This is a genomic window from Anoxybacteroides rupiense, assembly GCF_014196195.1.
Classification (GTDB): domain Bacteria; phylum Bacillota; class Bacilli; order Bacillales; family Anoxybacillaceae; genus Anoxybacteroides; species Anoxybacteroides rupiense.
Map to the genome: position 1 here is coordinate 151,426 of NZ_JACIDF010000008.1, position 21,190 is coordinate 172,615.

19 protein-coding genes are annotated in these 21,190 nt (G+C 41.4%); 6 read left to right on the forward strand and 13 right to left on the reverse strand.

Annotation, left to right across the window (positions count from 1 at the left end; all coding sequences use genetic code 11):
* Positions 1-507: 507 nt before the first annotated feature.
* From GGQ95_RS13775 to GGQ95_RS13800, 6 genes are all read right to left on the reverse strand, one after another.
* Positions 508-1,788, reverse strand: coding sequence for a TRAP transporter large permease (locus GGQ95_RS13775; RefSeq protein ID WP_044746374.1), 1,281 nt, complete (start codon positions 1,786-1,788; stop codon positions 508-510).
* Positions 1,785-2,291, reverse strand: coding sequence for a TRAP transporter small permease (locus GGQ95_RS13780; RefSeq protein WP_044746373.1), 507 nt, complete (start codon positions 2,289-2,291; stop codon positions 1,785-1,787). Before GGQ95_RS13780 ends, GGQ95_RS13775 begins: the two co-directional genes overlap by 4 nt.
* 68 nt (positions 2,292-2,359) lie before the next feature.
* A complete protein-coding gene (locus tag GGQ95_RS13785) occupies positions 2,360-3,397 on the reverse strand; it encodes a TRAP transporter substrate-binding protein (protein ID WP_044746372.1) in 1,038 nt (345 codons plus the stop codon).
* A 2-nt stretch (positions 3,398-3,399) separates the two neighbouring features.
* Positions 3,400-4,305, reverse strand: coding sequence for a hydroxymethylglutaryl-CoA lyase (locus GGQ95_RS13790; protein WP_139788141.1), 906 nt, complete (start codon positions 4,303-4,305; stop codon positions 3,400-3,402).
* 1 nt (position 4,306) lies between these two features.
* Positions 4,307-5,509: a CaiB/BaiF CoA transferase family protein gene (locus GGQ95_RS13795; RefSeq protein WP_080862563.1), complete on the reverse strand. Its 1,203-nt coding sequence runs from the start codon at positions 5,507-5,509 to the stop codon at positions 4,307-4,309.
* An 8-nt stretch (positions 5,510-5,517) separates the two neighbouring features.
* The gene (locus tag GGQ95_RS13800; RefSeq protein ID WP_312856947.1) at positions 5,518-6,192 is read right to left on the reverse strand and encodes a GntR family transcriptional regulator; all 675 of its coding nucleotides are present in this window, start codon (positions 6,190-6,192) and stop codon (positions 5,518-5,520) included.
* A gap of 513 nt (positions 6,193-6,705) precedes the next feature.
* Between GGQ95_RS13800 and GGQ95_RS18735 the strand changes: the two genes are divergently transcribed.
* Entirely contained in the window at positions 6,706-7,908 is a 1,203-nt protein-coding gene (locus GGQ95_RS18735) for a GGDEF domain-containing protein (RefSeq protein WP_183186968.1), read from the forward strand.
* Between the two features lie 313 nt (positions 7,909-8,221).
* A complete protein-coding gene (locus GGQ95_RS13810; protein ID WP_183186969.1) occupies positions 8,222-9,121 on the forward strand; it encodes an SDR family oxidoreductase in 900 nt (299 codons plus the stop codon).
* A gap of 291 nt (positions 9,122-9,412) precedes the next feature.
* On the opposite strand, the gene GGQ95_RS13815 is transcribed toward GGQ95_RS13810, so the two are convergent.
* Together GGQ95_RS13815 and GGQ95_RS13820 are read right to left on the reverse strand one after the other, a co-directional pair.
* Entirely contained in the window at positions 9,413-9,772 is a 360-nt protein-coding gene (locus GGQ95_RS13815) for a hypothetical protein (protein WP_080862566.1), read from the reverse strand.
* The gene (locus GGQ95_RS13820; protein ID WP_080862567.1) at positions 9,769-9,978 is read right to left on the reverse strand and encodes a hypothetical protein; all 210 of its coding nucleotides are present in this window, start codon (positions 9,976-9,978) and stop codon (positions 9,769-9,771) included. Before GGQ95_RS13820 ends, GGQ95_RS13815 begins: the two co-directional genes overlap by 4 nt.
* A gap of 270 nt (positions 9,979-10,248) precedes the next feature.
* Here GGQ95_RS13820 and mscL point away from each other — a divergent pair, with 270 nt between their 5' ends.
* Complete coding sequence (gene mscL / locus GGQ95_RS13825; RefSeq protein WP_183186970.1) at positions 10,249-10,641, forward strand: large conductance mechanosensitive channel protein MscL; 393 nt, start codon at positions 10,249-10,251, stop codon at positions 10,639-10,641.
* Positions 10,642-10,748: 107 nt separating this feature from the next.
* Here mscL and GGQ95_RS13830 read toward each other — a convergent pair whose 3' ends face one another.
* Positions 10,749-10,886, reverse strand: a complete 138-nt coding sequence (locus tag GGQ95_RS13830; RefSeq protein WP_183186971.1) for a hypothetical protein — start codon at positions 10,884-10,886, stop codon at positions 10,749-10,751.
* Between the two features lie 219 nt (positions 10,887-11,105).
* Positions 11,106-12,092, reverse strand: coding sequence for a formimidoylglutamase (hutG, locus tag GGQ95_RS13835; protein WP_080862569.1), 987 nt, complete (start codon positions 12,090-12,092; stop codon positions 11,106-11,108).
* Between the two features lie 597 nt (positions 12,093-12,689).
* Between hutG and trhA the strand changes: the two genes are divergently transcribed.
* From trhA to GGQ95_RS13850, 3 genes are all read left to right on the forward strand, one after another.
* Positions 12,690-13,334: a PAQR family membrane homeostasis protein TrhA gene (gene trhA, locus GGQ95_RS13840; protein WP_080862570.1), complete on the forward strand. Its 645-nt coding sequence runs from the start codon at positions 12,690-12,692 to the stop codon at positions 13,332-13,334.
* Positions 13,335-13,437: 103 nt separating this feature from the next.
* Positions 13,438-14,265 carry an aldo/keto reductase gene (locus GGQ95_RS13845; RefSeq protein WP_080862571.1) on the forward strand — a complete coding sequence of 276 codons (828 nt, stop codon included), beginning with the start codon at positions 13,438-13,440 and terminating at the stop codon, positions 14,263-14,265.
* A gap of 937 nt (positions 14,266-15,202) precedes the next feature.
* Positions 15,203-15,979: a DeoR/GlpR family DNA-binding transcription regulator gene (locus GGQ95_RS13850; protein ID WP_044746358.1), complete on the forward strand. Its 777-nt coding sequence runs from the start codon at positions 15,203-15,205 to the stop codon at positions 15,977-15,979.
* 217 nt (positions 15,980-16,196) lie between these two features.
* On the opposite strand, the gene rhaA is transcribed toward GGQ95_RS13850, so the two are convergent.
* The 3 genes from rhaA to GGQ95_RS13865 form a co-directional block, all read right to left on the reverse strand.
* Positions 16,197-17,447 carry an L-rhamnose isomerase gene (gene rhaA, locus GGQ95_RS13855; protein ID WP_183186972.1) on the reverse strand — a complete coding sequence of 417 codons (1,251 nt, stop codon included), beginning with the start codon at positions 17,445-17,447 and terminating at the stop codon, positions 16,197-16,199.
* Entirely contained in the window at positions 17,428-18,867 is a 1,440-nt protein-coding gene (gene rhaB, locus GGQ95_RS13860) for a rhamnulokinase (protein WP_080862573.1), read from the reverse strand. Before rhaB ends, rhaA begins: the two co-directional genes overlap by 20 nt.
* Before the next feature lie 83 nt (positions 18,868-18,950).
* Positions 18,951-21,020, reverse strand: a complete 2,070-nt coding sequence (locus GGQ95_RS13865; RefSeq protein WP_080862574.1) for a bifunctional aldolase/short-chain dehydrogenase — start codon at positions 21,018-21,020, stop codon at positions 18,951-18,953.
* Positions 21,021-21,190 lie beyond the last annotated feature (170 nt).

A 21,190-nucleotide genomic window follows, 5' to 3' on the forward strand; every position in this document is an offset into this window, starting at 1 on the left:
GTTACCTTGCTCTATCGCCTAACAAAACAAAATAAAATTTCTATTTTTCTATCAATTTAATTGGTATTATATAACTTCCTCCATAAAAAGTAAAACTATGGAATTGATCATGTCCAAAAAATGAAAAACATCGCTTATAAACACACAAAGAGAGTTTCACCATCTCTATAAATAATGAACCTATCCCACCTCCACTCCGTGAAGAGGTGGGATAGGTGGATGATGTTAAAATCTAGGTCTATCTTTATCATGTCAACGCATAACAAAAGCCCGACCAACACTGCTTTCAGATCCATTCATCGCTTGGTGAAGCAGTTTGTTGTTCGGGCATCCAACCGTCGAAAGCGGATCATCCCCTGTTCATATAGGGAAGAAATATAGAGGGATCAAGAGATACCATCTATCATCGCTGCATGCCATATGTCCAACCAGCACCACAGGTCTCTATATATCAAATATTAGGAAGCGGACAAAGCTAGTCCCTTACAACGCGCCTTCGCGATGTAGTTATTTCATCCGATCGCTTACTACAAACGTTGCGATTTCCGGGAAAAATGACAAAACGGCTATAAATAAAAGCATGATAATAGCGTATGGGATTACCCCCTTGACAATTTCGGCTATCGTGTTGGTTCGATCTAGCCCTTTCAAAACGAATAAATTCAATCCAACAGGAGGAGTGATCAAAGCTAATTCCATATTTACCACCATCACTACGGCAAACCAGATCGGATCAAATCCTAACGAAGTGATAATTGGATATAAGATTGGCAGCGTAATGACCAGGATGGAGATCGTTTCTAAGAAACAACCTAAAATCAGTAATACGATATTAATTAAAATAAAGATCACCCACGGTGATACATTTTGCGAAATAGCGAATTGCGTGATGGCTTGTGGGATTTGCAGTACGGTCATAATATATCCAAGCAGCATCGCACCGACAATAAGCATTAAAATCATCGCATTTGTTTTAACTGTAGATAATACAATGGTTTTGATATTGGAAATCGTTAAATTTTTATATATAAAAATAGAAATAAGAATACTAAGCATAGCACCAATCGCCGCTGCTTCGGTAGGAGTAAAAATTCCTATATAAATACCACCAATGACCACAATTGGCAAAATCAATCCCCATATAGCGCGCTTCGATGCTTCCTTTCTTTCTTGCCAAGTAGCTGGAGCTTCCTTAATGTGACGCGTTTTCCAAGACGCAAAGATCATAAACGCCATCGTCAGCAATATTCCCGGAACAATACCGGCCATAAATAATTTCCCAATGGATTCGCCGGTTACAGACCCATATATAATCATCGGCACACTGGGCGGGATAAGGATACCTAGCGTTCCGCCAGCTGCTAGCAAGCCAAGCACCATTTTTTTATCGTATCCGCGCTTGGTCATTTCCGGGAGCGCAACCGCTCCAACTGTAACAGCCGTTGCTACACTGGACCCAGATATAGCAGCAAAAATCGCGCAGCAAAATAATGTGGCAATCGCTAACCCGCCCGGAAAATGCCGGAACCATCTGCTTGCCATTTCATACAGATCACGTCCTACACCACTCACAACCAAAACTTGGCTCATCAGCACATACATAGGCAAGGCCGTAAGAGTAAAATCATCTAAAGATTTGTAAGAAATGATCGGAATTTGCAAAAAAGAAAACGTTCCGCCGTTGAACAGATACATTCCACTAATGGCCAATAAGCCAAGGGCAAAGGCAACTGGTAAACCGATCAACAATAACGAAGCCATTCCACCGAGAAAAAAGGCAATATTCATATATGTCCTCCCCCTTTCTGAACGCCGCCATCCATTATTTGAAGAATAAAGGCAATGCAAAGTAATATGCCTCCGATTGGAAGAAGCAGTTCTGGGATATACATAGGTATGCGTAACAACGAGGCAGATGTCGTTCCTAGCTGATATGTGCCAAATACATACTTAAATCCATAAACCGTAAAAATGATGCTAAAAATAAGGCCTAATGCATTAGAGACATAAGCCAATATTTTTTTTATACGATCAGACAATACATTAATGAATAAATCTACTGTAATATGAGAATACGATCGAACAGCATATGCAGAGCCTAAAAAGCAGCTTCCTATAATCGCGTAGATGGACAGCTCGGTAGCCCAAATGGTTGGACGATTAAAGACGGCTCGCGAAATGACATCAAACGTCGTCATACATGTAGTCAATATGATAAGGATGCCTGCCGCTATACCTCCAGCAAAGACTAACTGATCAAACGTTTTATACACCCATGAGAAACGCTTCATCTTCTTCCTCCTTCTGAAAAAAGGAGAAGATCTTTCTCTCCCTTTTTCCATTTAACGTAAAGCTCGCTTTATTGAAGATGCTCGATGCTGTCAAGCAATTCCTTTCCTAAATCTCCCGCTTGTTTGATATAGGCAGCGCGCGCCGGTTCAGCTGCTTTCTTCCATTCCGGCAATTCCGCTTCTGAAATGGCTTCTATCTGCATTCCCTTTTCTTTTAACGCTTTGGCTGTTCTTTCATCTTCCGATTTTGCTTGCGCGCGAATCCATTGTTCCGTTTCTTTAGCCGTTTCGCTTAATAGATTTTTTGTGTTTTCTGGAAGGAGATCCCAAAAGTTTTTGTTCATCGCCAGAATAAATTCTAAATAGGCATAGTTATTAATCGTTAAATATTTAGCTACCTCATCATAATGGCGTTGCAGCATCGCCGTAGTTCCTGATGTGGCTCCGTCTATCGTTTTACGCTGCAAAGCGGTGTACACCTCTCCCGCGCCTAAAAATACTGGGGAAGCACCATAAGCTTTAATCATTTCTGAGGGGATCTCTCCGATACTACGAATCTTAAGTCCTTTAAAATCGGCAGGAGATTTAAGCGGCCGAACATTATTGGCAAATTGCGCATAGCCATAGTCTGCATACATTAACACTTTGGCTCCTTTTTCTTCCATTGCTTGATTTAACTTCTCTCTCATCTCTCCGGATAACGCTTTCCCTGCTTTCTCATAATTTGAGAAGGCATACGGGACATCAAAAATTCCCATAGCCGGAACAACGGAAGACCATAATGTCGACGAATTCACTCCCATTTCCACTCCGCCTGTCAAGATCGCTTGGTTCATTTCTTTATCGCTCAACAGCTGTCCAGCCGGATATACTTGAATTTTGACCTTTCCTCCTGATTTTTCCGTCACCTTCTTAGCAAAATTTTCAATTCCGATGGAAATATGATGATCTTGAGGCAAATTATACGCTAATCGGATTGTAACTGGTTCATATTCATTTTTTCCGCCAGAGCTTGATGCTTGTTTTGTCATCGTGTTGCCGCCGCAACCGCTTAAAATAATAGATAATAAGAAACAGATACTCAGTATAAATGATAACTTTTTCATCCTTACACTCTTCCTTTCCTTATTTTTTCCACATGTCTAACCCTTCCTAAAGCTGGATTTGCGGTCAGGCTAGCAGCAAAGTCGGCGGCTTCTAATAGCTTTTCAAAGTGAATACCAGTATGAATGCCCATTCGTTCGAACATATATACCAAGTCCTCTGTTGCCAAATTGCCAGCAGCTCCCGGAGCAAAGGGACAACCTCCAATTCCGCTCACAGCGGTTTCGAATATCCTGACCCCCATTTCATAAGCAGCATAAGCATTAGCCAGACCCAGTCCTCTTGTATCATGAAAATGAACAGCAACAGGAATATCCCCTGCTATTTTGAATATATCCGCAAGTAATTCTTTCACTTGCTTTGGAGTTGCCACACCAATCGTATCCGCAATGCCGATCCGGTGAACGCCGGCACGGACGGCCCGCTCAACAAGTGATAAGACTTGTTTTGGTGGTACCTCTCCTTCATAAGGACAGCCAAAGCTTACAGCGATTGAAAAGCAGAGCTGAAGATTCTCTTTACCGTTTTCTTCTGCTATTAATTGCTTAAATTTCTCAAAATTCTCTTCCATACTCATACCGATATTTTTTACATTAAATGTATCCGTTGCTGCGGTGATCCAATTGATTTCGGATATATGAGTTCGGACAGCTCGTTGAAATCCTGTAAGATTGGGGACAAGTGCGACAAGCTCTGTATGACTAAACCCTTCACACAGCTGCAGCACATGCTCTGCATCTGCCATTTGTGGAACTTTGCGCGGATGAACAAAGGAGGTGACTTCGATTTTTTTTATGTTCGCTGCTACTAGCATTTCCACTAACTTGACCTTTTTCTCCGTAGGCACAAAATAGCGCTCATTTTGCAAGCCATCTCTAGGGCTTACATCGATCATTTGGACAGTCTCCAATTCAAATGACCCCCTCCTGCTTAAGTTTTTCTAGCTGTTTAACAGAATAACCGAGAATGCCAGCATATATTTCGTCATTGTGTTCTCCTAATTTAGGACCGATCCACTTCATTTCTCCCGGCGTATCTGATAATTTCGGTACAATTCCAGGAAAAAGACATTCCTGCCCATCATCCAATTCGAGCGGCAACAACATCTCTCGCTCTTGATATTGCACATCATGGACAATATCCTGAATACTATAAATAGGACCTGCTGGAATGGAGGAGCGATCGAGCGTTTGTAATACTTCCGTTAAGGTATGCTGTTTTGTCCAGGATTCTATCACGCTATCAATGAACTCAGCATTTTCGGCACGCCCTTGGTTATTCGCATACTTCGGATCATTGGCTAGGTCCTCCCTACCGATCACCTGCATCAATCTTTGAAAGATGTTATTGCTGTTCCCTCCGATCACCACGCGCTTTTCATCTTTACACTTATACGTGTTAGATGGAGCAATTCCGGGCAAGGTACTGCCTGATCGCTCCCGTACTACTCCGGTTAAAATATACTCAGGCAACATCCCTTCAAGCAGACTAAATACGGATTCATATAATGCAACATCCACTAACTGTCCTCGCCTTGCCTCATCCCTCTCCCTTGCATATACTGCCATTAACGTTCCAATAACTGCATATAAACCAGCCGTTAAATCACCGATAGCGACTCCTGTTCTAACGGGAGGACGATCTGGATACCCTGTTAAATATCGCAACCCACCGATGGCTTCCGCAACACTTCCAAATCCGGCTTTATCACGATACGGGCCTGTTTGACCGTATCCGGATATTCTTGTCATGATAATCGATGGGTTTAATTTTTTCATCTCTTCATAGCCAAGCCCCCATTTTTCAAGCGTCCCGGGTTTGAAATTTTCTAATACGATATCTACTTTTTGAACCAACTGCTTGACAATCTTTTGCCCCCTAGCATCTCTTAAATTAAGAGTGATCGATTTTTTATTTCTTGCCTGCACGTACCACCATATGGATGTATCGCCATGCATCAACCTCCAATTTCTTAATGGGTCTCCCGCCTTCGGTTCTTCGACTTTCATCACCTCAGCGCCAAATTCAGCCAATATCTTTCCAGCAAAAGGGGCTGCAACAAAATTTCCCATTTCTAACACTTTCATTCCTTCTAATGGCTGTTTCTTAACCATCCAACCGTTCACTTCCTTTCGCTGTAAAGATGGACATAAAATTTGTAATCGCTTTCAATGTGTTCCCGCATATATCGGCGCGCATCATCTGCACATCCGCTCGCAATCGCTTCAAATATGTTAAAATGCTCTTCGATCGCTAATTCCACTCGCAGATCATTTCTTTTCAGTATCGCCATTCGATACATGCTGTTGATCCCTCTAAGATGACAAATGGTTTTAATTAAGAAAGGATTGCCGCTCGCTTCAACGATTCCTTCATGAAATTTAACGTTCATGTCGTGGATTTTTTTGAGCTCGTATTGTCTGCATATCTCATGTTTCGAGGGCAAATGTTGGCGCAACATCCTGATTTGTTCTTTCGTAATTCGCTGCGCTGCATAATAAGCGGCAGCTGGTTCCAACTCCACTCGGCATTCATAAAGATGTTGAAAATGGCTGATATCTGGATGAAATACCGTCACCCCACCCCTTTTATTCACAATAACAAGACCATCTTTCTCCAGTAAGCGAATGGCTTCTCGAATAGGACTGCGGCTCACCTCAATTTTCTTTGCAATTTTCTCCTCGATTAATCGTTCGCCAGGCGCAATGCGTCCATTCATAATTTCTTCCCGTAAATATTCATACACTTGTTTTTTTAACGTTTCTCTCTTCATCATCTGCGGCTTCAATCTTCTCACCTTCATTTTCGTCGACTGTATACAATCATCATTAAAACGTTTGCAATTAATTTATTACCTTCTTCCTTTACTTATTACTATTTTTTATCCCGTTTCATCACCACTCTCATTAAAAAAGAATCCCCTTTTTCAACTCAGCGAAAATGAGGGGATTACATAGAAAAATATTGGATATTTAAGTGCTCATTTTTATGAAACGGTTTAGTTTATGTCATTTTTTCCATCTGGGCCCACATGAAAGAATTTCATATCCTGTTCATAAAACCATCCTCGATCCCCATCAAAACATGGTATAATAGTACTATTATCTTAATCTAATGAATGATTCACTACTTGGCATCCGACCAGCCAGCATCTAAAGCTTATCTATCAAAAATGATATTGGTTCAGCCTAGCCAAGCGAATCATTGACCTAGTATGCCACCTGTTTTACATTGAACATCCAGGCACATTCCGGAATATAAAACAATTTGATAGTAAAAAAGACCCCAAGACAAAGGGAGGGGATGCTAAGTGAACAACAAAATAAAAAGCAAATTTTTTCAACTGATTAGCTTTGATAGGAAGTTATTAGAAGCAGCCAGTGTGATCAATATTCAACGCATGTATTTATTAAGTTGGATCATGGGAGCCATAAATATCGTGCACATCGCATTTTTTGGACTTAATGTTCCATCAAGTCCTCAGCATGTTGTCCTCTGGTATCACTCTATTATTACTCTTCATTTGACTATGCTGTTGGCAAATATGATTTTGAGCTTGATTGCCTTTAAAATAAAAAAGCAAGAAAAAGAAGGAGAGAAGAAAGCTTACTTGATGCAAACGATGTCTATTTTTTTGAATCTCCTTTTTGGCATTCTGCTTTGTGTAAGTGACCAGCTTGTTACCACTAATATCAACCCTCTACTAACAGCCTGCATAGGAGTCGGTTTGATTTTCTTAATCCCGCCTATCATCGCAGTTGTCGTTTATGCAGCCACTTTCTTTTTATTTTTTTATATGGTTACATGGACACAGCATGTACCCGAATTGTTGATCCATATTCGAATTAACAGCGTAACGGCTACAGGAATGGGATTAGGCATATCGCTGATCCTTTGGAAAAATCATCTGTCTAAGCTGAAGCAAAATCACGTCATCCAAGAGCAACAAAGGAATCTGGAAGAAAAAAACGAGTCGCTGCAATTTTTAGCTACTCGCGATGCTCTGACCGGTCTTTTCAATCGGATGCATTTTATCGAGCTAGCTAATACGGAAGCTATTAAAAATGGGAAGACCAACCAAGAAGCTTGCATTATTATTTTAGATATCGATTTCTTTAAAAAGGTGAATGATGACTTTGGTCATCCTGCAGGCGATCAAATTTTAAAAGAGCTTTCTGACATTATTCAAGCTACGCTGAAGATCACCGATATTTCTGCCCGCCTTGGCGGGGAGGAATTTATCATTTTGCTTCCCCAAACCGGCTTACAGCTTGGCAAAGAAATCGCCGAGCAGCTTCGGCAAACGATCGAAGCCCATTCTTTTTCATATGAAGGAAAAACCATCAAAGTTACCGCAAGCTTCGGTATCGCCAAGCTCAGTCATTCGTTTCACACATGCTATAACGATGCCGATAAAGCGCTTTATATGGCCAAGCAAACGGGACGAAACCGCGTCATGGCAGCAGAGTCCCAATCAGCGAGAAATGGGGCATCAACAACAGAACCGCTGTAGCAAGGAGAGAAAGCAAGCCTTCTATGATTCCAAGTTCACGATGTTTTTTCCATTTATAGTTATAGTCGTTTTATTCATGACAGGTTATAGACAAAGTCCATTTTGATTTTATCCATAACATCAGAATGGCTTGAAAACGCTTGGCAAACAAGGAACGGCGCCAAGTGGAGACGTGAAGCGAACAAAAGAAATTCATGCGGGGGCAATCGAGATCAGCGACCAACGATAAATACGTTCATCAACAGTCTGATGAACCTTTTCATAACCATATGCATACGATGGGTGTTGATGAACGGTAAGGAGGGAAAGAGAAATGATTCCCGTATATCCATATTACAGTTATGAAACGGTCTGCAAACAGAAGCCGATCGCGTTTCCGCCTCAGCATCAGCCAAAACAGCCTGGCTTGGAGTATATCATGAATCCCCGGCCTATTTTTGATCATCCTGGTTATAAAGGAAGCGGTAAACTGCAAAATAAAGTGGCCATTATTACAGGAGGAGACAGCGGAATCGGGCGAGCGGTAGCCATCGCTTTTGCCAAAGAAGGAGCCGATGTGGCCATTGCTTACTTAGATGAGCATGAGGATGCCAAAGAGACGAAAGAATATATAGAAAAATACGGGCGGCGTTGTTTACTGCTTTCTGGCGACCTAAGAGAAGAGCGATTTTGCCATCAGCTTGTTCAAGAAACGATCGATGCTTTTGGCAAGCTGCATATTCTCGTTTTAAATCAAGGGGTGCAATATCCGCAACGAAGTATTCTTAACATTTCAAAAGAACAGTTAGAAAATACATTTCGCACTAATATTTTTCCTATGTTTTTCATCACACAAGCAGCCTTGCCTTATTTAAGGCCGAGCAGCTCTATTATCAGCACAGCCTCTGTTACAGCTTATGAAGGTGAACCGTCATTAGTGGATTATTCGTCAACAAAAGGGGCAGTTGTATCGTTTACTAGATCGTTAGCACTGCAACTAGTAGAAAAAGGCATACGCGTCAATGCGGTGGCACCCGGCCCCATTTGGACCCCGTTAATCGTTTCCTCTTTTTCAGCTGACAGAGTCAAAACCTTCGGCACCGATACACCGATGCGTAGAGCCGGACAGCCGTATGAATTAGCTCCGACATACGTTTATCTTGCTTCCGATGATTCCTCTTATGTCACAGGTCAAGTATTACATGTGAATGGCGGCACCATGACGGAAACATAAGAGGAAATGAGCTAAGCTATGATCTGCTGACCTATTTCCTCTCTATCTATCAAACAAAGCCGCCGCGGAAGGATGAAAATAACGCGCTTTATAGAATGCTTCCCCACTTATACCTTATGCATTGAAGTGGGGTTTTCTTGCTTGAAGATGATAAAACCGGTTCCGTGTATTGACTTTTATCCCTTCTCTATTAACCTACTAGCTAATCACGCAACAAAACCGTCTCCTTCTTTTTTAACATCTCCCCCGAGAAGTCTTCTGCCTCCAAATAGAGTGTAGGCGGGAGAAGTTTCATTGAATCATTTCTGTCTTTTCATAATCTGGATTGTGTATATAATGATAGATTTTGCCTTGTTCAAGATAAACGATGGAGTAGCGCTGAGCTTCGTTTTTGTTATCATAAGTGGCAAATACGACAATCCCATTGTATGTTTTGACGCCATCTACATCGATTTCATCAAGCTCCATCCCGCTTGATCCCTTCGTCGCTTGAAACTGATACGTTTTCGGAAAGCCTATATCGTAACGGCGCATGATGACGCCGCTCCTCTCAGAATCCACCACCCGTACTGCTTGAACCTTTAATAATGCATCCACCGCTTCTTTTGTCATGCTAAGCTGAAGCTGCTTTTTTAGCTCATCTGGAGTCAATGATGGATTCGTTTGTGTGTTTTCGTTGTGGTTCGTGATATGACCATTTTGGACATCTTGCTGGTTGGTTTGCTCTGCTCTGAATCTACTACCGTTTCTCTTGTTTTTGAGCCTCCTGCTCTAGCTTCAGGCCCTGATGGTTCCTTATCCGAACAAGCTCCCAGCAAGAAAACGAATAAAAGAGCAAGCCATTTTTTATTTTTCATCATGTCCCCCCTGTAGTTTCATTGATTAATGGAAACAGCAACATAGGAACAATCCCTTTGTATGGAGATTACAAGATGGCATACACCTTCATCATTTGTAATTATTTTCCACAATCTTATTATAGGTTAGTGTAAATATATGTAAATAGTCATTTTATATTAAATTGCTATTCGTTTACCTCATCACCCCGTTCTTCTTTCTCCCATTCATAAATTTCCTCCTAGAATCTTTTATAAATATGTTATACTTGTTAAAATGAGGTGTTATCTATGTGGAAAGAATTTAAAGAGTTTGCAATGCGTGGAAACATTGTTGATTTAGCGATTGGGGTGATTATCGGCGGCGCCTTTAACAAAATCGTTTCTTCCCTTGTCAACGATATGGTCATGCCGCTGCTCGGTTTACTGCTTGGCGGTCTTGATTTTAGCAGCCTCTCATTTCAATTTGGAAAAGCCAATATAAAATACGGGATGTTTATCCAAACCATCGTTGATTTTCTCATTGTTGCCTTTTCCATCTTTTTGCTTGTAAAAGGATTAAACAAACTGCATCAACGCAAAAAGCAAGAAAAAATAGAAGAACAGCCTGTGTTATCCAAACAAGAGGAGCTGTTGAGCGAAATCCGCGACTTATTGAAGCAACAACAAAGGGAACGAGGATGATCGCAGCCAAAGTCCATTTTGACTTTGGCTGCATCCGCTTTTTCATCCTCCCTTTTTTTCCTAGCAAACACAATTGCGAGGCCACTAGTGCAGCATAAAAGTGGTTGTCAATAGTCTAAAAAGAGACACCCTTTGTTTGCTGCTATCATCCAATGAACATCCCGCTTTTCTGCTGAAGTCGGCAAGCCGATTTGCTTGCCGACTAAGCCCCGCGCAAATAAGGAACGCTTGGTGGGTAAGTTCATTTGCCCACTGGCGTTCCTTGTTTGCGGAGGAGGCAGAAAGCTATACAGATATCAGCACAAATGTACGGTTATAAAAGCCAATAAGCAATAGGAGTGACGATTACAAGAGTAAGAACCGTCCGTTCAACCCAAATGATCAGCAGCTTCGGAATACTAAGCGGAATTTCTGTGGAAAGAATGCATGGGATCACGGCTGAGAAAATGATAAGGTAAAAATCGCTAGTAATTCTGAGCGATTTCTATCGAATTCCTTCGCTCAAACCCCGCAAGCGCCTCAGCGCACAAATAGGCGGCTAATGTAATCGTTTTGCGGTTTTCATCGACAGTCGGATTCACTTCAGAAATATCAAAGCTTGTCGTTTTTGGATGAGCAACAATCTGACGGATCAGAGCACGGGCGATTTTTGGATCTAACCCAAATGGAGATGGCGCGCTTACTCCTGGGGCTGCGCTGGCGCTGATCGCATCCATGCAAAGCGTCAGCATCACGACATCGTATTTTTCGATAAATTGTTCAATCGTCGTATATATTTCTTTGATCCTCTCCCACGTCACCTGTTCCTCTAATACATAAACACACCCATACCGCTGAGCGGTTTCAAACAAGGTAGCTGTATTGCCAAAAGGCTGAATTCCGAGACATAAATATCCAGCTTGGCGGTCTGCATCTAATATTTGGCGAAACATCGTACCTGATGACGCTCCCTGATCGTAGGGCCGCATATCAAAATGAGCATCTATATTAATGATGCCGATGCTCTTTTCCGTTCCAGCCGCTTGGCGTACCCCTAAGTAATGCCCGTACGCCGTTTCATGACCTCCCCCAATAATAATCGGAGTGATATGATGCTGTATGAGATGCTGAACCGCTTCGCCTAGTTGCTGTTGACTTTGTTCCAGATGATGATCTTCACAGCCAACATTGCCAACATCGAAAACGAATGTCTCGTCAGAAAAATGCCATGGCAAATTAGCCAATGCTTTTTTTACTTCCACCGGGCCGTAATAAGCTCCGACGCGCCCCTTATTTCGCTTGACACCTTCATCACATTGAAATCCTAATAAAGCAAATGCTTTTCCACCTGTCATTTTTTCAAGTTCATCTATATTTTTTAGCTGCACACGCTGATGAAATCGAAAGCTGAGCGGATCCGTGCGGCTGTCAATCCTTCCTGTCCATGTGCTGCTTTGCGGCTGATGGTACACTCTCCAACACGTCCTTTCCTAATTAAGGATTTTATCCTCAAAACACTGGAACCTTTTTAGATATATTCTCGATATACAGTGCAGTTCCTTCTATTTTTCAAAGTCCCCTACTTCCCAATGAAAGGCAACTAGCAGAGCTGCGCCAGACAGAGTCGTTCTTCCTGGCGATCATCAGACGGTTATCGCCCGAAAAGTTTCTTGTCTGTTATAAGGCTAACGAATCATTCTTTTCGATCTATCGTTTCTAAAAAAGCTGGCATGAAAGAAAGGCAAGCCGCAGAGACTTGCCTTGAACCGCTGGGAAGCAATACAAATAACATATATGTGCAAACGTTAAATGGTATCTATATAGACGGCTGAACTAAAATTTTGATTTGGCTTTTTTGAGTCGTTAACGCTTCAAACCCTTTTGGTACAATTGCATCTTAATGAATATAGCTTGTTGTAAATTCGAGAAATATTCTGCTTGTTTTTCATCACCATGGCTCTAAACGCTGTTTTCATTTTCCCATTTCAACATACAAGGACTTTACTGGTTCATTCATACAGTTCGTGCTACAATAGAAAAGAATATTTTTATGGAAAGGGATGGACTGTTTGGCTAGTACGCATACATTTACAAAAACAGAGGAATTTGTTCATGCGATTACTCATGGAATTGGAGCGATATTAAGCATCGCCGGACTCGTTATTCTTGTTGTAATGTCCGCTATTTATGGAAATGAGTGGCACGTCATTAGCTTTAGCTTATTTGGCAGCACCATGCTTATCTTATATTTATCCTCCACCATCAGCCACGGATTGCCAGAAGGAAAAGGAAAACAATTATTTCAGATTTTTGACCACTCCTCCATTTACTTTTTCATCGCTGGAACCTATACCCCGTTTCTTTTTTTGGCCGTGAAAGGAACAACAGGATGGATTTTGTTTGGAATCGTCTGGGGGCTTGCGGTTGCAGGCACAGTTTTTAAATGCTTTTTTGTCACTCGTTTTTTATATACTTCCACCCTTCTCTACATTGTAATGGGCTGGCTCATCATCTTTGCTTGGAAGCCCTTGGCGGCCAATCTTAGCTCTGAAGGCCTGTTATTTCTCGTATCTGGGGGAGTTTTGTATACGATTGGCGCTATTTTTTACGTATGGAGAGGGGTAAAATTTCATCACGCCATTTGGCATCTGTTTGTATTGGCCGGTTCAATCGCTCACTTTTTCGCCGTATTATGTCTGCTTCCTACTATTTAAACAGAGCGCTAAAAATTGACCCCATGAATGATGCATATGTTTTGCTTTTTCAAACAAACGCAAAGATAATAAACTTATACAAAATTTGGATAGGGGGATTGCCATGAACAGCATCACAGACAGCGCTTTATTATCAAATGGGGTAAAAATGCCGTGGCTCGGACTTGGAGTTTATAAAGTGTCAAACGGCGATGAGGTTGTCAAAGCAGTGCGGACAGCGCTGGAAATCGGCTATCGCCACATCGATACAGCTTCTTTCTATGAAAATGAAGAAGGGGTCGGCCAAGCGATCAAAGAATCCGGAATACCGCGTGAGCAGCTGTTTATTACAACAAAAGTGTGGAACACAGAACAAGGATATGAAGAAACACTCCAAGCCTTTAAAAGAAGCGCAAACAAACTTGAGCTTGAATACGTGGATTTATACTTAGTGCATTGGCCAGTGAAAGAAACATATAAAGAAACATACAGAGCCTTAGAAAAGCTGTATAAAGAGGGATTTGTTCGCGCGATTGGCGTGAGCAATTTCCACATTCATCATTTAGAGAACTTAATGACCGACTGTGAAATTAAACCAATGGTCAATCAAGTGGAATATCACCCTCGATTGACACAACAAGAGCTTCATGCTTTTTGCCGAAAGCATCAGATTCAGCTGGAAGCATGGTCTCCGCTCATGCGCGGCGTTTTGCTAGAAGAGCCGATTCTGGTCGACATTGCCAATAAATATGGCAAATCACCGGCACAAGTTATTCTGCGCTGGGACTTGCAAAATCAAGTGGTCACAATTCCGAAATCCGTCACACCTCAACGAATAAAAGAAAATGCCGAAATCTTTGATTTCGAACTGACAGCTGAAGAAATGGAACGGATTCACTCACTAAACCAAAACAAACGAATCGGCAAAAACCCAAACGATTTCGACCTTTAAGTCCCCCCTTTAACAACTCTCTCCCACCCGGATTGCAGAGGTGGGAGATTTTTTTGAGCCGTTCAATTCCTTATAGTTAAGATACAAACATCGATGGCCGATGGCGAATTAGAATCGATTCTCGACGTTCAATTCCTCATAGTTAAGATACAAACCCGGATGGAGAGGTTTACCACGAATTAATGACGATGGACGTTCAATTCCTCATAGTTAAGATACAAACCCCAAAAATGATGATGAAATCAGCATTTGGAAAATGGATGCAATGTTATTATAAGCTTGTCTTAAAATTCGAGCAACAATTTCTTTGCTTGATCGCTGTAGGAGTTTTGGCTACTAGAAATATGTCGTCGATCCCCGGGATTTTTGCACAACTGAAGGTCGACGACTTTATTTTTTTGCATGGATGTTGTCGCTACTATATACGAGGAAAATAATCATTTGAAATTGTTTACTCATTTGCTGTAACCGTCAAGTAAAATTGAACAGTTTTCGCTAAATACGAGTGAACACTTTTCTGGAAATTCCAGCGTAATCCCTATTTGACATGGAGCCTCTGCGTACAAGATATTTCCTAAAAAGCGAGCAACAACAAGAATCAGCCGCATGAAACGAGAGGCTATCATGTACGCCACTCTATGTAAAGTGCACGCTTCTAACTGGTTAAAAACTGTTCAATTTAATCAATCGAATTCTGTTCAGTTTTATTTAGCGGTCACATTTGCCTCTGTCCTCACTCTTAAGATGCTGTTCTATTCAACACTTTGGTTTATTTCCTGTTGTATTACAGCCATATGAATCTTATAAACAAAGTTGATTAAACATCCACACAAAAGATATCTGAAATTTCACACACAACAAAAAATATGGTATGATAAAAACAGAAAAACAAACAAAAACGGGCATATAAAAACAGAAATGATGAGGAGAGTCTATAATGTTAGCAGCCGAAAGACAACAAAAAATTGTGGAGATTGTTAACGAGCGATTGAGCATTCGCGTATCAGAACTAAGCAAAATCTTTTCTGTCACTGAAGAAACCATTCGTCGTGATTTAGAAAAGCTGGAAAAAGAACATAAGTTAAAGCGAAGCCACGGAGGGGCCATCAGCATTCGTGAAGAAACGGAAATTGATGTATCTGAGCGCGAAATTACAAATGTCGAAGAGAAAAAAGCGATCGCTCAAGAAGCGATCAAACACATTGAAAGTGGTGATCGCATCATTTTAGATGCCAGCACTACTGCTTGGTATTTAGCGAAAACTCTTCCTGATATCCCTCTAACGGTGATTACCAATTCGATTAAGGTAGCAGTGGAATTAAGCAAAAAAGGAAAGATCCAGGTCATTTCTACCGGCGGAATGCTGCTTCCAAAATCGCTTTCGTACGTTGGTCCCCTAGCAGAACGATCTCTTGATGCCTACCACGTCGATAAGGTTTTTCTTTCCTGTAAAGGCGTTCATTTAGCGAACGGACTAAGTGAATCGAATGAGTGGCAAGCACTTCTAAAAAAACGAATGATGGAGATCGCCGACAAAATTATTTTAATGGCTGATTCTAGCAAATTTGGGATCCGTACCTTTGTTCATATGGCTTCTCTTGCCGATATGGATCATATTATCACTGATGACCAAATTGATCATGAAACCAAATGGGAGCTCGAAGAACAAAATTTATCATTTACAGTTGTTGCTCCACTTTCATTAAAAGCATAATCTTATCTGAAAAATGCACTTCCAAATTTACAGGAAGTGCATTTCTTCTATAAAACTTATGATAGTCGTGCCAAGAAAAAATATTCCTATATCAATGAATTCATATTAAAAGAAAAAACAATGAATCCGCTCGCTTTACTTAACTTATTGCCCTTTCAGTACTGACACTATCTGCTTTGTTTTCTATACTTCCTGATTTATGAATGCTAGCTCTATTTCATCTATTTGCCAATACCTCTTCTTCATATCGCTTCACTTCTTGGAGCCACTCTTCCCTAACAGGTACTCCTCTATCGTCACAATACGCATCCCAAATTACACCAAACGGGTATGTTTTAAATTCTTCCATCAATGCAAGACGTTCGGTAAAGTTTCCCTTTTCCTGAAGCTGTTTTAAGTAGTCATGTGGCAGTAGCATGGCATATAGCAATGCTTTAATCATATTGCGTGTGCCCATCACCCAAGCGGCAATCCGATTAATACTAGCGTCAAAAAAGTCTAGGCCAATCATTACCCGATCTAACGCCTGATTTCGAACAATCTCCAACGCAATCTCTTTGAGTTCGTCATCAAAAATAACCACATGATCACTATCCCAGCGGACCGGCCTTGAAACATGCAAAGCTAACTTATCAAAATAAAGTAACATCGCCGAAATTTTATCAGAAACAGCCTCTGTTGGATGAAAATGGCCTGTATCTAGCAAGCATACTTTATGATTTTGCAGCGCATACCCTAAATAAAACTCATGAGAACCAACCACATACGATTCTGAGCCGATTCCAAATAGCTTGCTTTCTATTGCATCAATATTATAGGCTTCATCGATCGTTTCCTTAAAAATTTGATCTAAGGAATCTTTTAGACGCTGCCGCGGGGTCAGACGGTCACTTGGGATATCTTTGTATCCATCTGGGATCCAAAGATTTGTTAAACATGGGGTACCAAGACGCTTGCCAAAATATTCGCCAATTTTCCGGCAAACCATACAATGACGAATCCAAAACTGCCTGATTTCTTCATTAGGATGAGATAATGTCAGGCCATCCGTCAATTTTTCATGAGAAAAAAGTGTCGGGTTAAAGTCTAGGCCAAGCCCACGCTCTTTTGCCCAATACACCCAGTTGTCAAAATGCTGTGGCTCTAATTCGTCTCTGTCCACCATTTCGCCGTTTGTCTCGGCATACATCGCGTGCAAATTAACGCGATGTGTTCCTGGGATAAGCGATAAAGCTTTCTCAAGATCCTGGCGCAACTCTTCCGGCGTCCCTGCTTTGCCTGGATAATGTCCAGTTACATCAATACCGCCAGATAATTCTCTTCTATTCACTTCAAATCCCGAAACATCGTCTCCTTGCCAGCAATGAATCGATATCGCTATACGCTGTAATTGTTTTAAAACCTCATCAACATGTATTCCCCATTTTTCATACTGCTGCTTGGCTCTGTCAAAGCTTTCTTTCACCATATTTCCTCTCTCCTTCTCTATATGGTACAAACTTTTTTAACGGAAAAGAACGAGCAATCATCGTGCGCGCTTCATTTAATGTACTGATATCACCAAGTGCCATTAATTGAACGACAATATTGCCGATCGCTGTTGCTTCCACCGGCCCAGCGTAAACTTCCTTTCTCGTCGCATGAGCTATCATTTGGTTCAATAGCTCATTTTGGCAGCCTCCCCCAATAATATTGATTTGTTTAAACTTGATTCCAATCACTTCTTCGATCTTTGCAACCGCATGCTGATAACTGACAACTAAGCTATCAAATACGCATTTCGCTATTTGCCCCGGCGTTTGCGGAACCGGTTGATTCGTTTCTAAGCAGCATTTCTGAATCTCATCAACCATGTTAATCGGCTTTAAGAATCTCGTATCATCGACATGGACAATGGCTCGAAAATCTTTTTCTATCTTAGCAAGCTGAACCAGCTGTTCAAAAGAATATTGATGCCGATACACTCGTTTAATCTCTTGAAGCATCCAAAGTCCCATGATATTTTTTAAAAAACGAAATCGATAGTTGAAGCCGCCTTCATTCGTAAAGTTATACCTTAAGGCATGCTCTGTACAAAGAGGGAACTGCAATTCCACCCCAATTAACGACCATGTTCCAGAACTAATATAAATCGTATCGTGTGATTCCGGCACTGCAATTACCGCTGAAGCCGTATCATGGGTGGCTGGCATAATGACCTTCATGTCTAATCCTATTTCTTCAGCTAGCTCTTGTCTCAATTTGCCTAACACGGTTCCAGGTGTATGGATCGTCTGAAAAATAGACTCTGGGATTCCTAGCTTCTCCAACAATTCCTTATCCCATGTTTTCGTAGCAGCATTGACAAGCTGTGTGGTTGTCGCATTTGTATATTCATTCACTTTTTTTCCCGTCAACAGATAATGAAAATAATCCGGAATCATCAAAAATGTCTTCGTCCGTTCCAATATTTCTGGTGCTGTTTGTTTTAGCGCATACAACTGATAGATGGTATTGAACGATTGAAATTGAATGCCGGTCCTGCCGTATAATTCTTCCTTTGAAATCTTCTGAAATACTTGTTCCATCATGCCGATTGTACGCGGATCCCGATAAGCGACAGCTTCCGTTAGGCGCCGATCATCTTCATCCAGCAATACAAAATCAACAGCCCATGTGTCAATTCCAATACTTTTTGGATTCATTCCTTGACCTTTACAAATATGAAGCCCTTTTTTAATTTCCTGAAATAGTTGGTCAATATCCCAACAAATATAGTCTCCTTTTTGTACAAGCTGGTTTTCAAAACGATAAATTTCTTCTATGATTAATTTTTCTTCCAATAAATATCCCGCCACCATCTTGCCGTTTGACGCTCCAATATCAACAGCCAAGCAACATTTTTCCATTTTAATCTCCTCCGAAAGCGCTTCCTTTTTATCTCATCAATACGTGAAGAGAATGAACTCCCTTCACGCCGTCACATCAATGATTATCTCGGGAATGCAGCCGGTACTCCACCATCAACAGTCAGCAGGCAACCGGTTGTTTTTTCCGCTTTTGAAGAAGCAAAAAAGAGGATCGCATCGGCAATATCTTCTGGATATATATTCACTAACAATGCTGTGCGCTTTCGATAGTAGTCTTCAAGCTGGTCAGGTTCAATGCCATAAGCTCTTGCTCGTTCTTCCCGCCATGCAGAATTCCAAATCGCTGATCCTTGAAGAACAGCATCCGGCAGAACCGAATTGACTCGAATGCCATATGCTCCCCCCTCCGCCGCAATGCATCTCGCCAAATGCATTTCTAACGCTTTAGCAGCACTGTACGCGGCCGCATTTTTCCCTGCATAAACCGAATTTTTAGAGCCAACAAACACCATGCTGCCGCCAAGGCCTTGTTTCTTCATTTGTCTAAACGCTTCACGCGCCACAAGAAAATAACCTGTTGCCAATACATTGATATTCAAATTCCACTCCTGTAGTGTTGTTTCATCAAATGGGCTTGATGTAGCCAATCCAGCATTATTGACAATAATATCGATTCCTCCGTAAGTCCGTGCCGCTTCTTCAAATGCCAGCCTTACCTCTTCTTCTTTTGTCACGTCCATTCGTACCGCAATCGCTCTTCCTTCTCCATGCTCTTTATTAATTTCAGTCGCTACCCTCGCCGCTCCCTCTATATTAAGATCAGCCACCACTACATGGGCTCCTTCTAAAGCAAAACGGCGGCACGTTTCGCTGCCGATTCCCCCCGCTCCTCCTGTCACAAACGCAACCTTCCGCGAAAATTCTGCTTCAGGAGGAGCAAGAGTTAGTTTGTATAGCTCCAATGGCCAATACTCCACCTGATAAGATTCTTGTTCATTCAACGAAACAAATCTCCCTAATGATGTAGCTCCTTTCATCACAGCAATCGCTCGATGATACAACGCTCCACTTACCTTCGCCATCGCTAAGCTTTTTCCGGTATTCACCATACCGATACCAGGAATTAAAATCACTCGAGGGACCGGTTCAAACATTTTATCTCCTTCCGTGCGATTTCTTTCAAAATAAGCTTCATATTCCTTTTTAAAACTGGAAATCCCTTCCTTGATTTTTTCGATTAGCTCCTGTACATTACCTGTTTGCGGATCCCAGTCAATATATAAAGGTACACGCTTTGTATGTACCAAATGATCAGGGCAAGCTGCGCCAATTTGTGAAAGCACAGGAGCTTCGTAGCTATTCACAAACTGTAAGACTTGATCTGTATCATCGTATGACACGATCATGCGGTTTGAATGACTTACAAGCCTACGAATGATCGGCATTACTTGAGCTAAAATCGCTTTACGTTCATCTTCTGTTAATGCTTTATGTTTTGGACCTCCAAATACTGTCGCTTCGTTTACACTCCGTTGAATATATTGCTCCGCTTCATTGATAATTGAAATGGTTTTTTCATAGCATTCTTTCGACGTTTCTCCCCAAGTAACAAGACCGTGCTTTTCCATCAATACGAGCTCAGCATTTGCATTCCTTCTTACCCCCTCCGCAATCATTTTCGATAAGGTAAACCCCGGGCGAACATATGGCACCCAAACAAAACGATCTCCATATATCTCTTCGGCAATCTTTTTGCCATTATCAGCGCAGCAAATACTAATAATCGCATCTGGATGTGTATGATCAATATGTTTAAACGGCAAAAACGCATGCAGCAAGGTCTCGATGGATGGCCGAGGATGCTTAGAGTTGATCATACAATGTGATAAATACTCCACCATTTCTTCATCTGACATCTCCTCCCGTTCCATCAACGGGCGAATATCTTCTAATCTTAAACCTGTAAAATGTTGTGCTTTCATTGTCGCTAAATCTGAACCGCTCCCCTTCACCCACATTACTTCCATCTCTCGTCCACGAAAATCTTTCGTGATCGCCTTCATTGATGTATTGCCTCCGCCCCAGTTTGCTACTGAGCGATCCGCTCCAAGCAGATTAGAGCGATACACTAATTTCTCCAGCTCGGTTTGCAACACTGTAAATTCACTATCATTCCATAAATTTCCTACCATAATTCCCCCGCCTTTTGTTTTATTTTTGCTTGCATTGTTTATGATTGTATTTTTTAGCAGATATCATCAACATTAAAAATCATTCTTATTTTTCTTTCTTTTATGAAATGAATTTATGATGTGTACATCCTAAAGGAACCAAAGTTGTGACCTCATCCTTGCTTTCTTTT

Coding starts and splice junctions, on each gene's coding strand:
- GGQ95_RS13775 (WP_044746374.1), bottom strand. CDS start 1,788: ATGAATATTGCCTTTTTTCTCGGTGGAATGGCTTCGTTATTGTTGATC.
- GGQ95_RS13780 (WP_044746373.1), bottom strand. CDS start 2,291: ATGAAGCGTTTCTCATGGGTGTATAAAACGTTTGATCAGTTAGTCTTT.
- GGQ95_RS13785 (WP_044746372.1), bottom strand. CDS start 3,397: ATGAAAAAGTTATCATTTATACTGAGTATCTGTTTCTTATTATCTATT.
- GGQ95_RS13795 (WP_080862563.1), bottom strand. CDS start 5,509: ATGGTTAAGAAACAGCCATTAGAAGGAATGAAAGTGTTAGAAATGGGA.
- GGQ95_RS13810 (WP_183186969.1), top strand. CDS start 8,222: ATGATTCCCGTATATCCATATTACAGTTATGAAACGGTCTGCAAACAG.
- GGQ95_RS13820 (WP_080862567.1), bottom strand. CDS start 9,978: ATGAAAAATAAAAAATGGCTTGCTCTTTTATTCGTTTTCTTGCTGGGA.
- mscL (WP_183186970.1), top strand. CDS start 10,249: ATGTGGAAAGAATTTAAAGAGTTTGCAATGCGTGGAAACATTGTTGAT.
- GGQ95_RS13830 (WP_183186971.1), bottom strand. CDS start 10,886: ATGAACTTACCCACCAAGCGTTCCTTATTTGCGCGGGGCTTAGTCGGC.
- GGQ95_RS13845 (WP_080862571.1), top strand. CDS start 13,438: ATGAACAGCATCACAGACAGCGCTTTATTATCAAATGGGGTAAAAATG.
- GGQ95_RS13850 (WP_044746358.1), top strand. CDS start 15,203: ATGTTAGCAGCCGAAAGACAACAAAAAATTGTGGAGATTGTTAACGAG.
- rhaA (WP_183186972.1), bottom strand. CDS start 17,447: ATGGTGAAAGAAAGCTTTGACAGAGCCAAGCAGCAGTATGAAAAATGG.
- rhaB (WP_080862573.1), bottom strand. CDS start 18,867: ATGGAAAAATGTTGCTTGGCTGTTGATATTGGAGCGTCAAACGGCAAG.
- GGQ95_RS13865 (WP_080862574.1), bottom strand. CDS start 21,020: ATGGTAGGAAATTTATGGAATGATAGTGAATTTACAGTGTTGCAAACC.